Annotated in this window: 10 protein-coding genes; 7 read left to right on the forward strand and 3 right to left on the reverse strand. The window is 43.4% G+C overall.

Translation table 11 applies throughout. The annotated features are described in order from the left end of the window. Positions 1-39: 39 nt before the first annotated feature. The 3 genes from INP83_RS12645 (at position 40) to INP83_RS12655 (ending at position 4455) form a co-directional block, all read left to right on the forward strand. Positions 40-618, forward strand: coding sequence for a TetR/AcrR family transcriptional regulator (locus INP83_RS12645; RefSeq protein WP_219124455.1), 579 nt, complete (start codon positions 40-42; stop codon positions 616-618). 53 nt (positions 619-671) lie between these two features. Beyond that, positions 672-1448, forward strand: a complete 777-nt coding sequence (locus tag INP83_RS12650; RefSeq protein ID WP_219124457.1) for an SDR family oxidoreductase — start codon at positions 672-674, stop codon at positions 1446-1448. 544 nt (positions 1449-1992) lie between these two features. Then, entirely contained in the window at positions 1993-4455 is a 2463-nt protein-coding gene (locus INP83_RS12655; protein ID WP_219124459.1) for a TonB-dependent receptor, read from the forward strand. Between the two features lie 1014 nt (positions 4456-5469). Here INP83_RS12655 and INP83_RS12660 read toward each other — a convergent pair. After that, positions 5470-6558: a serine hydrolase gene (locus tag INP83_RS12660; RefSeq protein ID WP_219124461.1), complete on the reverse strand. Its 1089-nt coding sequence runs from the start codon at positions 6556-6558 to the stop codon at positions 5470-5472. Between the two features lie 201 nt (positions 6559-6759). Between INP83_RS12660 and INP83_RS12665 the strand changes: the two genes are divergently transcribed. After that, positions 6760-6927: a hypothetical protein gene (locus tag INP83_RS12665; protein ID WP_219124463.1), complete on the forward strand. Its 168-nt coding sequence runs from the start codon at positions 6760-6762 to the stop codon at positions 6925-6927. A gap of 255 nt (positions 6928-7182) precedes the next feature. Then, positions 7183-9714 (forward strand): excinuclease ABC subunit UvrA, encoded by a 2532-nt coding sequence (gene uvrA / locus INP83_RS12670; RefSeq protein WP_219124465.1) that lies wholly within the window; start codon positions 7183-7185, stop codon positions 9712-9714. Positions 9715-10239: 525 nt separating this feature from the next. Here the strand turns inward: uvrA and INP83_RS12675 are convergent. Beyond that, positions 10240-11220 carry an AraC family transcriptional regulator gene (locus INP83_RS12675; RefSeq protein ID WP_219124467.1) on the reverse strand — a complete coding sequence of 327 codons (981 nt, stop codon included), beginning with the start codon at positions 11218-11220 and terminating at the stop codon, positions 10240-10242. Between the two features lie 106 nt (positions 11221-11326). On the opposite strand from INP83_RS12675, the gene INP83_RS12680 reads away from it, so the two are divergent. Next, positions 11327-12577 (forward strand): FAD-dependent monooxygenase, encoded by a 1251-nt coding sequence (locus INP83_RS12680; protein WP_219124468.1) that lies wholly within the window; start codon positions 11327-11329, stop codon positions 12575-12577. 28 nt (positions 12578-12605) lie between these two features. Here INP83_RS12680 and INP83_RS12685 read toward each other — a convergent pair whose 3' ends face one another. After that, a complete protein-coding gene (locus INP83_RS12685; RefSeq protein WP_255563144.1) occupies positions 12606-13571 on the reverse strand; it encodes an AraC family transcriptional regulator in 966 nt (321 codons plus the stop codon). Positions 13572-13671: 100 nt separating this feature from the next. On the opposite strand from INP83_RS12685, the gene INP83_RS12690 reads away from it, so the two are divergent. Continuing rightward, complete coding sequence (locus INP83_RS12690) at positions 13672-14781, forward strand: FAD-dependent monooxygenase (protein ID WP_219124469.1); 1110 nt, start codon at positions 13672-13674, stop codon at positions 14779-14781. The last annotated feature ends 260 nt before the right edge of the window (positions 14782-15041 follow it).

Here is a 15041-nt window from a genome sequence, read left to right on the forward strand (position 1 = left end):
TGAAACAAGTGTTTCAGATTTACCTACCTTTGTATCGCAATGGCCAGGAATGTAGAATTTGACGAAGCAGCAGCTATACAGAAAGCGATGGAAGTTTTCTGGAAGAAAGGCTATAACGCTACTTCTCTGCGCGACCTGACCGATGCCATGAAGATCAATAGCAGCAGTTTGTACAACACCATTGGGGATAAGCAGGAGTTATTTGTTCGATGTGTACAACACTACACTTACATCAGGAAAGAGGATTGGGACAAACGCTTGGCAAGTGAAAGATCTCCTTTAGCTATTTTAATAGACTACATTCACGAAGCTGTGAATATCATCATTAATGGTGAAGACAGTTGCATGGCTGTGAAAAGCGCATTTGAGGTAGCAACAAATGATGAACGAGTGAAGAAAATATTGGCGGCAGATGACCAGCGGTCTTATCAATTTTTACACGACCTTATTAAAAAGGCGATGGATAAAGGCGAGATAAGGGATTACGAAGACCCGGCTTTACTCGCCGATTATTTCAACAGCACTTGGACCGGCTGGTACGAATCCTTCATCCTTCACGGCGACCCCATAAAAATCAAACGCATGGCAGAATATTTTATTAAACAATTAACTAAATAAATTTTTTTATTCATTTCTGAAACAATTGTTTCAGAATATTAAACAGCAAAAAGATGGAATTACAGGATTTGAAAGGAAAACGAGCGTTAGTTACAGGTGGTACTAAAGGTATCGGAAAGGCAATTGCAGATGAGTTAGCAGCGGCAGGTGCCACAATTATAGTCAGCGCCAGAACAAAACCTGATGATACAACTCATCACTTTATATCGGCCGACCTTACCAAGGCAGATCAGGTATCGGCTCTTGCAAAAGAGATAGCAGATACGTTTGGCGGCATCGACATTTTGATCAACAACGTTGGCGGGCTTACTACTCCCGGCGGTGGCCATAGCACCCTTACTGATGAGCTTTGGCAGCAGGAACTGGACCTGAACCTTATATCGGCCATCAGGCTCGACAGGATCTTACTGCCGCAAATGATCGAGAAAAAAAGCGGCGTTATCATTCACATTTCATCTGTAGCCGGCAAACAAGCATTGTGGAATTTAAATATGGCTTATGCAGTATCTAAAGCCGCGCTTAACAGTTACAGTAAAGCCTTATCTACCGAGCTTGCCGATAAGGGGGTTCGAGTGCTTACGGTTGCACCCGGGCCTGTTAGAACAGAACCGATGGTGAAATTTATAAACGATTATGCAACTTCTGCGGGTGTAACTCCGGAAGAAGGTATGAAACAACTGATGGCACAAACCGGTGGTATCCCGATGGGCCGAATGGCCGAGCCGGAAGAAGTTGCACATCTCGTACACTTCCTGGTGTCTCCGTCTGCAGCTTATCTTACAGGAACCATTTACGCAATTGACGGCGGTTCGTTACCGGTGATCAATTAAAGTTTGTTAGGAAGATAAAAAGTAAAGCAGCCCTTGAATCAACGATTTAAGGGCTTTATTTTTTTAGAGAAAACTAAGATTAAATTTTCACTTCATTCCTTGTTACATCATCAAATTAGAAAAGTATTAGATATTGCAACAATGGTGCAATTGTGTGTGCCAACTTGATACTTTTACCAACGTTTTGAAACTGCGGAAAGTAAACACCATTTGCATTGCAATTCTACTCGCCTGGGCGTTTCTTGCCGGGCAGATAACCGTTTCGTTTCATCATCACCATCCTGTAAAGCAAGAAAGAGCTTCTAAAGACCATTCTGGCCCGGAGAAATCAAGGTGCAGTATTTGCCAGTTCAATTTCCATCCGCCGCTTCCTGCGGCATCTGCTTGTCAAACGGTAATTCTTGACGTTAAACATTACAGTTACCTTGTTAGCAATTTAGCAGTTAGCTATCATACAACAGTTCATATTCTGTGTGGAAGGGCGCCGCCTGTTTCGGCTTGACGTTTATCAGATAATTAAATTTCAAACCCATACTTCATAAATATGAAAACCAAAATACTTTTCAGCTTTTTGCTGTTGATGCTGCCTGCATTTTTGTTCGCTTCATCTGTTATCACACAACTCGATGGAAAGGTAACAGATGCTAAAACAGGCGAAGCCATACCGGGCGCAGTTATCCGTATCCCTGACCTAAAGATAGTCACTATAAGTGATAAGAACGGCGTTTACCACTTTAATAATCTTCCCAGGGGGACTTATCTCGTTCAGGTGAGTTCGCTTGGATACAGGGCCATTGCCGAAAGCGTAAACCTATCGGTTGCAAGTAACCATAATTTCCAGTTGCAGGCCTCAGCGGTAGAAGTAAACGAGGTTGTTATCACAGGTGTTAGCAAAGCCACCGAGATCAAACGTAACCCGGTACCTATGGTTGCTATTGGCAAAAGTTTCCTTGATCAGCGCGCTGCCTCCAACAATGTGATCGATGAAATTGCCAATTTACCCGGCATTAGCGCAGTTACAACCGGGCCTAATATATCGAAGCCCTTTATACATGGCCTCGGCTACAATCGTGTGGTAACCCTGCAAGATGGCATAAGACAAGAAGGCCAGCAATGGGGCGACGAGCACGGTATAGAAGTCGACCAAAACACAATAGATCGCGTAGAGATCATCAAAGGCCCGGCCAGCCTAACATACGGATCAGATGCGATAGGTGGTGTAGTGAATTTGCTGACACCTCAGCCCGTAGCTGAAGGTACTATTAAAGGTGCCGTTACTAATAGCTACGGAACTAACAATGGCTTGTGGAACAATTCCGTCAATCTGTTTGGTAATAACAAAGGTTTGGTATGGGGAACGGTACTATCCAGTAAAGTGGCGAAAGATTACCAGAACCCACACGACGGAAGGGTATATGCGACCGGATTTAAAGAAAAAGACGTACACCTGATGCTGGGTGTCAACAAATCCTGGGGTTATTCTTATTTCCACGCCACCTTGTTTGACGATCAACAGGACATTCCGGATGGCAGCCGTGACTCTATCACCCGGAAATTTACCAAACAAATAACAGATGCAGATACTTACCGGCCTATTGTTTCCGATAAAGAGCTCAATTCCTACGATATACCTGTACTGCATCAGCGTGTGCAGCTTTACCGTGTTTACAATAACAGCAATTTTGTTATCGGTCCCGGAAACCTGATCGTAAACCTGGGTTATCAATACAGTCATCGCAGGGAATATACACACCCGCAGGATGCAGATGTCCCGGGTTTAAACCTGCAGTTGAACAGCTACACCTATGATGTAAAATACAATTACCCTTTAGGAAACGGCTATGATGCTACTTTGGGTGTTAATGGCATGTACCAGGACAACAAGCTGGGGAGCAATAGCACTGATTTTCCTATCCCGGCTTATCACCAATTCGATATTGGGCCATTCCTGGTAGTGCGGAAAACTTTTGGCAAATTAGATTTAGCCGGCGGCGTACGTTATGACAGCCGGTCATTTACCGGCCAGGCAGCTTACATAGATACAACCAAAGCTTATTTCCCGCAACTTTATACGGGTGCAAACCCCACAAATGCTAACAACGTTACCCAGCAATTTTCTGCGCTAAGCAAAACTTTTTCTGGTGCTACCGGTAGCTTCGGTGCAACATATAATTTTTCTCATGCTTTCGCAGTAAAAGCAAACATAGCCCGTGGTTTCCGTGCGCCAAGCATAGCCGAACTTTCTGCGAATGGTCCAGACCCTGGCTCACAGATATATCATATCGGTAACAGCGATTTCAAACCGGAATTCAGCCTTCAGGAAGATTTTGGAGCATTTTTGACACTGCCTTACGTATCTGCAAGCATGGAAATTTACAACAACCGGATATCTAATTACATATTTCAGGAGCAGGAACTGAATGCAGACGGAAGCCCGGTAATTACCCAGGGATACAACACTTTTACTTACGTACAAACCAAAGCAAAGATCCAAGGCGCTGAATTTAATTTGGACATTCACCCGGTATCCTGGTTGCATTTCGCAAACGCTTTGACACTTACTTATGGGCAAAATTTAGGTAATGGATCTCCTGTTCCCGACAGTTTGAAATACCTGCCATTCATTCCGCCATTGCATACTCATTCAGAGCTTAGGGGAAGTTTTTCAAAAGGGTATAAGTCATTCCGCAACCTGTTTGCTTTTGTGGGTTTTGATCATTTTAATGCACAGGATCGTTTTTTCGCGGCATACGGTACAGAAACATATACGGCAGGGTACAACCTGTTAAGTGCCGGTTTGGGAGGAAGCCTGTATAACACAAAAGGCAGAAACGTGATGAGTTTGTTTGTTGAAGGTACCAACCTCGCCAATGTAAGTTATCAATCTAACATGAGCAGACTGAAATATTTTGACAATGCCGCTGTGCCGGCAGGCGTGCAGCCGGGTATTTTCAACATGGGCCGAAACATCACTTTTAAGTTGGTTATCCCTATTGATTTTAAATAGAATTTTTATCGGGTAAAGCTTGGTCACCTTCAACGGTGATCCAGGCTTTATTGTTATTATGAACCTGGAGAATGGCTCAGCGGAGACCTGGTCGTAAAAGAAGGTTGTACAAGACCAAGCGTATCAAGTTTGATTCATCAGACCTTGCGGTGAGCAAACGGATGGCGGCAAGATGGATAAGGAGACAGAAACAGAAAAAAGTAAACCAAGTACGTAGCAGGTTTACATATTTATCAAATGCTTTTCTGATAGCAACTGCTTTGATATTAATTCTTGTAGTGATTAATCATTGTTTCAGAAACTTATTGATAGTATAATGTTCATTAAAAGACTTTGAAATTTAAAGGTGTTCAATCAGTGGCGAATCACTGATACAAGTGCATATCATTTATAATTTGATTCCGTAACCTAAGTTAACAAAAAAAAACAGCAGGCTTGCAGACAACGAGATTGCAATGAGCCAGAAAGGATAATTAATAAAAAAGCCCTTAAATCATCGATTTAAGGGCTTTTAACATGTAGAAACGTTCTACTCAGTGCGCCCACCTGGGCTATGCACGTATCTCTGTTATCCATTGATTTTCAATCACTTACGACAGGTACAGCAAGCACTGGGTGCTGCTTTAGGAGGTTACCTATCTGACTATTCAAAAGTAGCAAAAAATCAGCTGTTTACAAAGTGAAAGAAATTATGGTCCCTGGTTCGAGCCTAACCAGGCGCATAATACTTTTGAAAATCCGTCTTAATAGAAAACCCCACTTAAAAAGCGGGGCTTGAATTTTATTTCCATATAATCTGTAGAGCCGTGTTTGTATTTAAGCTTCCGATGCGACTTCTTTAGATAATTCTTTGAAAAGATCTTTAACACGTTTAGAGGGATGAGGAAAATAGCTCAAAAACATAGTCTCATAGATCGCAAAATAGTCCATTTTTTTTATTGGCATGGTTGTACCTGAAACGCTGATGAAAATATTATGATTGATAATAACTTGTTAGCGGTAATTTTTTTTGCGTTAATGAACCTTCGTCGCTTGTGTTTTTACCTTATTTGCCCATCGTTCATAAATAGGGTACCAAACATGGTCACCATTAGAACCATTACAAAGCACTATTAATCCACTTTTTGTGGGTAAATGCAAAAACATTGCAGCGCTCCAACCTACATTTTCACCTGTGTGTCCAATAGTTCGAAAATTGTCATAATTCAAGAACCGATACCCAAGACCACTTTCTCCTTCATTAGATGATGGTAAAACTGGTTGTTCCATTAATTGTATCGTTTCTGGTCTCAAAACACTGTTCAATTGCCGGGAATTAGTTATAATGGATAGTTCCGCGAAGTGAGCTAGGTCCGAGACAGTTGTTTGTAATCCTGCTGCTGCTTGTTCTGTAAATATTCTATTTTTTATCGGATTACCAGAAGTGTCATAAGCGGTAGCAGAACTTGCCATCATTGCTTTTGTCCATTCATAGTTTGTATGCATTAATCCTAAAGGTTTAAAAATATTTTTTTTCATGTAATCTGCAAATCTCTCTTTTGTCTTTTCTTCAAGAAGTAATTGTGCAAGAGTGTACCCCCCTCCGGAATAGTCCCATTTTGTTCCCGGCTCATTTATAAGTCTTACTCTCTCACCGTTTCTTTTTGTTTTCCCATTAAGAGATTCCTCTAGACTTAGCAACTGTGTTCCCTGCTCAAAGCCCCCATAGCCATGTACAGAAAGCCCTGCTGTATGACTTAATATGCGTCGTAGTGTGACTTTTGACACATCATAGGGAGATGAAGGCAATGTCCAACGGGTTAAAGATCGATTAACTGGATCATCTAATTTTAAAAGGCCTTTTTCCGTCAATTGCATAAATCCCCATGCAGATAACACTTTGGATATTGAACCAATGTTGAAAATTGTATGAGTGGTTACAGGTTTTTTGCTTGCCATATCAGCATATCCGATACATTGTATCCATGCAATTTTTCCGTTTTGAATAACAGCAACTGCCACTCCAGGAACCTTATTCTTTTGGGTGAGTTCCAAGCCAAGTATATGAACTTCGTCATAAAGCGAGTCTGCTTTTTCATGCACACTGTTTTCTTTGATTGTCATTTTCGTTGTTGAGCAAGAAAAAAAAATTGCAATAAACCCTATCCGTAAGAGTTTGGATCTAGTAAGGACCATTTGTATACTTTCTTTCATTTATATTTTAATACTTTATAGTGTCATTAAGTATGATGTTAGAAGTAACGATATTTTTCTGAATTCACAAAATTTCAAAAAAATGATCATAGTAAATTCCGCACAAAGAGTTTGGACGACCTCGCAGGCGGTTTATTACTGATGGTGGTTTTTACAATTATTCAGGTGGTTATAGCTGAAGTTAATATAGCTGGGCGTGATCATTGGATTGCTGGAGTTTTGTTTGCCTTTATTATTGACTATTCAGTCAGAAGAAAGCTCCTTGGCGCCGTTCGATAATTCGTTAAAAGCGCCAGGTTCGATACCTATACCATTGTAATGTATCGCTAGTTCAATAAAAGGAAATTCTGATCAGCAGGCGCCAAGTTCTTTACAAGGCACTTACGGGTGATCGCGCTAACTGGCGTTCAGATGCCGTAGCGCCAAATGTTTCTCCAAGAATTCACAACTTAACTCTTTGCCTCATCATCTTGATCCCCCAAAGCCCAAAACGGACGGATCGAAACTTCGACCTTGTTTACCTGTTTACTTTTCATGGCTAAAAACGTTAAGGATCTATCCGGCTTTGTGCGGGTGCGCGGCGCCCGCGAACATAATCTGAAGAATGTGAACCTGGATATTCCCCGTGACGCCCTGATCGTTTTCACGGGTATCTCCGGCTCCGGCAAATCCTCTCTAGCATTCGGGACATTGTATGCAGAAGCGCAAAGACGCTACCTGGAATCAGTATCGCCTTATGCCCGCCGGTTGTTCAACCAGATGGCCATCCCGGAAGTGGATGAGATCGAAGGCTTGCCACCTGCGGTCGCCCTGCAGCAGCAGCGGGGCGCGGCCAGTACCCGCTCTTCGGTGGGCAGCGTCACGACCCTGTCCAATTTATTGCGCATGCTTTATTCCCGGGCGGGCGATTACCCACCGGGCCAAGCCATTATTTACGCGGAATCCTTTTCACCGAATACACCTGAAGGTGCCTGTAAGGAATGCCATGGCCTGGGCCGGGTCTACGAGATCACGGAAAAAACGATGGTGCCGGACGACACCCTGACCATCCGGGAAAAAGCGATCGCCGCCTGGCCATCGGCCTGGCAGGGCCAGAACCAGCGGGATATCCTGACCACCCTGGGTTATGATATTGACGTCCCCTGGAAAGATCTGCCCAAAAAAGACCGGGACTGGATCCTGTTCACCGAAGAACAGCCAGTCGTCCCGGTCTATTCGGGGCATACCCACCAAGAAATTCAGCGCTTGATCAAAAACAAGCGCCAGCCGGATTACATGGGCACCTTTACGGGCGCGCGGAGGTACGTCAGGCACACGTTCGCCAATACGCAAAGCGCACTCATGAAAAAAAGAGTCGCGCAATACATGATCAGCAGCGAATGCCCCTTATGCCATGGTAAGCGCCTGCGACAGGAATCCTTGTCCGTCAAATTCGCCGGTTATGATATCGCTGAAATATCCCGGCTGCCATTAAATAAACTTGCAACAATATTTGAACCCTACGCCAGCGGTGAAGCCAAAGCCTTGAGACAACTGGAGGAAAAATACCCGGAAAAGGTAGTGGTAGCTAAACGCATCGCTGAAGATTTTTTGGCCCGCGTTCAGGTCATGCTTGACCTGGGCTTAGGTTACCTGACCATCGAAAGAAGCACCCCGACATTATCTCCGGGAGAACTACAGCGGCTGCGGTTGGCCACCCAGGTACGCTCCAATCTTTTCGGTGTAGTTTATGTGCTGGACGAGCCATCGGCAGGCCTGCACCCGGCCGATACCGAGGCCCTGCTAAGCGCATTGGATAAATTAAAAGCATCCGGTAATTCCTTATTCGTCGTTGAGCACGAGATCGATGTGATCCGGCATGCCGACTGGATCGTGGATGTCGGCCCGGCAGCAGGTGAAAAAGGCGGTCATGTTTTATACAGCGGCTTACCTGAAGGTCTTCGAGACGTAAACGGATCACTTACACGGCGCTATATCTATGACGATAGGCCTAACAGGCACAAAACCACCAACGACCGCAGGAAAGCCAAAGCATGGCTAAAACTGGAAAGCGTCAGCAGGAACAATTTAAAGAATCTCGATGTCGCTTTCCCCTTAGGCGTTCTAACCAGCGTGACAGGTGTATCCGGTTCCGGGAAAAGCAGTTTGGTGAGCCAGGTACTGGTAGAATTGGTGGCTCAGCATTTGGGCTTGCAGTTGGAGATCCCCGGCGATAGTGTGGCGGATCCGCTGGAAGACACACCGGTACAAACGCTGGACGGTCAGATCACCATTGGTATGCAAAACATCAAAAGACTGGTGGTGGTCGATCAGAAGCCGATCGGGCGTACACCGCGGTCCAACCTGGCCACTTATACAGGCCTGTTCGATCACGTCCGTAAGTTGTTTGCTGCCACGGCCATGGCCAAAGCGCGCAAGTTCGATGCCGGCCGCTTTTCGTTCAATGTCGTCAAAGGGCGCTGCCCGCATTGTGAAGGGGAGGGGATGGTCATGGTCGAACTGCTGTTCCTGCCAAGTGTCTACACGCCTTGCCCGACCTGCGGCGGCACCCGCTATAATCCAAAAACATTAGAAGTTACCTACAAGGACAAAAACATCGCAGAAGTGCTGGGCCTGACCGTAGATGAGGCGGCCGACTTCTTTGACGAAGAACCGGCGATCAGCCGTGCCCTGGAGGTCGTACAGGAAGTTGGCCTGGGTTACCTGCGACTGGGGCAGCCCGCGACCGAACTTTCGGGCGGTGAAGCGCAGCGCATCAAACTGGCTACGGAACTGCAACGTGCCCAAAATGGTCAAACGCTGTATGTGCTGGACGAACCCACCACGGGGCTGCACCCTTCAGATGTGGAACGCTTATTATTACAGCTGAACCGCCTGGTGGATGCCGGCAATACGGTCATTCTGGTCGAGCATGACATGGAAGTGATCGCGGCCAGCGACTGGGTGATCGATATCGGGCCCGGCGCAGGTGAATCAGGCGGCCGGATCGTAGCTGAAGGCGAGCCGGCAGCGATCGTCAAAAACAAAGAGAGCCGTACCGCACCCTATCTGGCCAAGCACGTATGAAGTGGATATTCCGACTTTATCAATTTGATAGCGGCAGTTATGTTTAAAAAACGTATATCGATAATTATGAGTAGCGAGTTTTAATGGGCTTAATGGCGTACCAAGAATATAGCGAGACTGAATCTATAAAGGTTAAATTTTTATATTGAAGTAAAATAATTAGTGCAATTTAGAGCAACGATATAGGGAAATGATTAACAAATCAATTATCTCCCATAGATCTTCAAATCCACAGCGGCTGCTCAAAGCTATATATGCTTTCCAACATTTTGCCTTTTAATGGGTAACACAACCGGGTAGAGCCTGGTCAGGCGCATAATTCAGTTCAAATCATGAATCGTTGGCTGCTTAATGCTAAAAAGATAGATTTATATCGATGTATCATCTATAGCTAAACATATGAAAATCGAAACCCTGCTGTATGATACCTTTGATGTTAAAGGCGTTTTAAAGAACTTATTTTGTCGCCTACTTTTCAGCGCCTAAAAAAAATATTTACCAGAGCGGCGCTATTTATTTGGTTAACTAGATATTGCTTTTCATTCGTCCCCTGAACTTCTTAGGCTTTATTCCATGATGTGTTTCAAATAGCCGTGTGAAATGACTGAGGTTCGAGAATCCCAAACGATAACCTACTTCTGAAACAGCTAATTTTTCCTCTTTCAATAAATAAGCTGCTTCCTTCATTCTAACACTTTGATAATAGTTATAAATACTATTCCCAAAAATCTGTTTGAACAACCGCTTCAATTTAGATTCACTCATTCCAGATAGTTTTACAAGTTCAGTAAGTATTGGTGGCGTATCAATGTTGGAAAGAATCTTATCTTTTACCTCATACACCTTTTTCACATCAGCTACATTAAGGTTTTGTAAAGCTGTATCCTGTCTTTTCAGCAATTCAACGAATAGTAAATAGATAAGTTCCTCTGCTTTGATCTTATAATACAGATTTTGTAATTCTTTCGCAGGATCGGCAGTGACAATTTCATCAGCAACATCCTGTATTTGTGGCGATATAAGTTCCTCAAACAGAAAGGACTGATCGCTGGAGGTAATAGTTTCTAAAAGACCATTGTCGGTTTTCAGATCAAGCAGTTCTTTTAAATAGTCCTTATGAACAGTGATTACTATTGAATTAATTTTCTTATTGGCCGGAAAAAACTCGTAATTAAACCCCGCGGTACTTACTTGCAATGATGGCAGTGATCTGCCCAGCACGGATGGCTGCAAAGGTTTGTTTTTCATATCAGCTTTTGCGTAATAGACATTGTGGAAAGCGATCATCACAAAATTGGCTTCTTCTTCGCTTAGCCCTCTGTCCAATACAAAACCCTCTATCAATTCATACTGCCTAACCAATAGTCTTAATTTGGGACTAATTACATATCCTTTGATATAACCAGTACCCATATCATCAGGAATACGTGTCAACTTATTTTCAGGTGTTGCCCTGAGAACTTTCCCGTGCAGTATCAAATCCTTCTCTTTATAAATTGATTTCACTATTTGAACGATTTCGACTATTATTTAGCTAAATGTAGCTATTTTATTTTGTTTCGTTCAGATACTTTTATCCTATTAAGCTCAATAATTGCATAAAAAGACATAAATGGAAAATGGCATACTATACGATCTAAGAACTATCCCCTTGAACATCCTGATCTGCGGTGGTGGGATTGCAGGCCCGGCATTAGCCTTTTGGCTTGCAAAAAGTGGTCATCGGGTAACCATAGTTGAACGGTTCCCTGCTCTCAGGGCTACAGGGGCACAGGTCGATTTGCGTGGGCAAGGAATTGAGGCTGTCAAACGTATGGGACTTCTTGATAAAGTTAAAAAGCATCTTGTCGATGAAGCCGGTGTTTCATTTGTAAATGCTCAAGGCAAGGTACAAGCTACCATTATGGCGAACACTTCCGGACAGGGTGCACAATCACTTACCTCTGAATATGAGATAATGCGTGGCGATATGGTGAGAATTCTTTATGATGCAACAAAAGATGATGTGAAGTATATTTTTGGCAAGACCGTCGAACACTTTGAGCAAGATGAAAAGCAAGTCCACGTTACATTTTCAGATGCGACCTCCGACACCTTTGACATTTTGGTTGGTGCCGATGGCCAAAGTTCTTATACCCGAAAAGCGATAATGCCCGCCAACGCTGCAGAGCCATATCTCAAATTGGGGATACATATGGCCTACTGGTTCATTCCAAGAATTGAGACAGACACCAACATTCGTGATACTTATATTGCCCCCGGTGGCAGAACGATCATGCGAAGAAGCCATAACGCCAATGAAACGCAAGTTTACTTTGTTCTTCGGGAAAATTCTTATGAGGCGTCTGCGATCCACAGAATGTCAATTGGACAACAAAAACAATTTTGGATCGGGAAATTCCAAGATGCAGGTTGGCAGACAGACCGATTCATAGAAGGTATGAAAACCGCCGAATATTTTTTCTCACAAGAGGTCGTGCAAGTTAAGAGCGACACCTGGTATAAAGGTCGTGTAGTGCTTATGGGCGATGCGGCGCATTGTGCATCGCCGTATAGTGGAATGGGCGTGTCAGGAAGCCTCGTGGGTGCTTATGTATTGGCAGGCGAAATCAACAATCATCCTGAAGATCTATCATTAGCGTTTGAAAATTACGAAAAGACGCTACGACCATTTGTAAATGAAATTCAGAATATAAAACCCTTTCTTTTACGTTTAGGAATGCCCAAAACACAAATGGGTATAGATCTTTTTTATGCTGTCACAAGATTTGCCTTGTTTCTGCGCATTCCAAAACTCATCGCTACTCTTTTACCTGAAGATAGGGATGGCGGCTGGGAACTACCTCAATATCCAGAGCAATAAATATGACGACACAAAAATGCCCTTAGATCTATCGAAGGGTATCAATTAACTGTATATATTTTTTAGGCTTGTTGCCAATGTGCTTTTCAAACACCTTCGTAAAATGACCAAGGTTCTCGAAACCCATTTGATAGCCTGCTTCAGAGACCGACAGTTTCTCCTCACTTAAAAGACGTGCAGCTTCTTTCATCCGCAGATGTTGATAATAATCATAAATGCCCATGCCGAACACTTGTTTGAATATTTTACGTAGTTTGAATTCGTTCATACCAGCAATTTGCTTTAATTCCGCTATCGCACTGTGATTGCTCAACGAGGAGACAATCTTATCCCTGACATCGTAAACAGCCTGGATCTCCTTCGCGTTCAATTTCAAAGTTCTACCGCTCTCGCGCTTTTTTAAACTTTCAAACAGGTAGAAAAGCAATTCCATCGCTTTCATCTTATAATAAAAACTTTTTAAGTTACCCGGCTCTTCCTTTTTCACAATATCGTTTACAGTACGTAAAATATCATCGGTCATCAATTCTTCTATCCAGAAACTGTTAGCACTATCAAACAAATAAGCAAAGTATTCAGACTCTTCCTTTAAAAAATTCCTTAAGTATTGGGCACTGATGCTGATGGAAACATGTGATACCTGTGTGTTTTTTTTGAATTGCAACGTTTGGCTTATCGCATAGGGAAAGATGCGTACATATGGTGGCTCCATGGGGCCATTCGTTTTATGATTTCCCTTTCCTGTGTCTCCGCTGTCTTCAAAGATATTGTGAAATATAATACCGATCCCGTCGATGAGATCGGATTGCCCGGTCACCCGGGTGAAATCTTCCTTTACAACAAATGACCCGAAGTGCATGGCCATATCAGGCAAAAAAGTTAAACCTTTAAAGAAGTTGACCTGAAAATTCTGCAAAACATTTTCTATGATTAACCCCAACTTGTTGGTGAAGTGCTGCATATCGCTGTCGACATGTTCATTTTTACTCTTCATTTTTTCGACTAAAAATAGTAGTTTATCGAATATTTTACTCGTAAAACTACGATTAGTTTTGTGCTAATAAATTAAATACACAGCAATTAAATCGAAGGTGATGAAAAAACAAGTATTGATATCGGGTGCCAGCTTTGCAGGACTGACGCTGGCCTACTGGTTAAATAAAGTTGGTTACGGGGTTACTATAGTGGAATTGGGAAATGATCTCAGGACAGGCGGTTCACCCATAGACGTTCGTGGTGAAGCTTTAGATATAGCCAGGGAAATGGGTATCTACGACCAGATCAAGGCCAATGAATTTGTTCATACGGACGAGATAGTAGATGCTAAGGATCAAACATTAGTTCGGTTTGCCATCAATACCTTGCCGGAGTACCTGGGTGACATTGAGATCCACCGTGGTGACCTGGTCAAAATTATCTACGACATTATTCCAAAAGATGAAGTAGAGATCATCTTTAATAATAGCATAGCTGCTTTGACCCAGCACGAAGATCATGTGGCAGTGTCCTTTGAAAAAGGCGGGGATAAAACATATGACCTGGTGTTCGGTGCCGACGGCACGCACTCTGTCGTGCGAAAACTGGTATTCGGTCCGGAGGACGACTTCAAAAAGTTTTTGGGTGTTTACTTTGCATTTGCAGCAGCAGATCATATTCAGACAGGCAGGACCAAATCTACCGGCATAGTCTACCGTGAGTTGGGCAAACAGGCCGTGATCTTTCAATTTAAAGACGCAGCAAATGCCATTCTTGTCTTTCGGGCGCCTAAATTAACATGGAACCACCGCGACCGCGAACAGCCGAGGCAGATCCTGAAAGATCATTTTGGTGCCAATACGAATTGGAAACTTCCGGAAATTTTAGATGCTATGCTGGTTGCTGATGATCTGTATTTTGATGAGGCCTGTCAGATCAAGATGTCGTCCTGGACAAAAGGTCGGGTAGGTCTCATAGGGGATGCCGCCTATGCGCCAAGCTTTTTTACGGGTATGGGTACCAGCCTGGCTATGCAAGGCGCAAAGCTATTGACGAAAGAGCTACAAATTAATAAAGATCACCAAATTGCTTTTGAAAAATACAACATAGGCTTCAGACCTTTTGTGGAAAGCGTACAGGCAAGAGTTGACGCTTCGCTTAAAGTCCAGTTACCTGAAACTGAAGAAGACTTACAAGCTTCTTTTGCGGCATGGAGCAATGACCAGTAAGCGTTATAACACAAACCTGACCCCGGTAAATGTGTCAGCCCGGCGAGCTACCCACATAACAAAAACCGACGAGTTTCCACTCGCCGGTTTTTTAATAAAGCATCAGAAATGCCGCCCCTAAAGGCATATATGTCTTAGTATTTTCGTTAAATCTAATGAACTTTCAATCCTTAAAATTTTATCACAATCGTTCAGGTCGCAATTTCATTGGGTTCGTGGAAGTCCGTCTAAGTATGGCTGCAATGATTGAATGTCAATTT

This window comes from Mucilaginibacter sp. 21P, assembly GCF_019331605.1.
GTDB lineage: Bacteria > Bacteroidota > Bacteroidia > Sphingobacteriales > Sphingobacteriaceae > Mucilaginibacter > Mucilaginibacter achroorhodeus.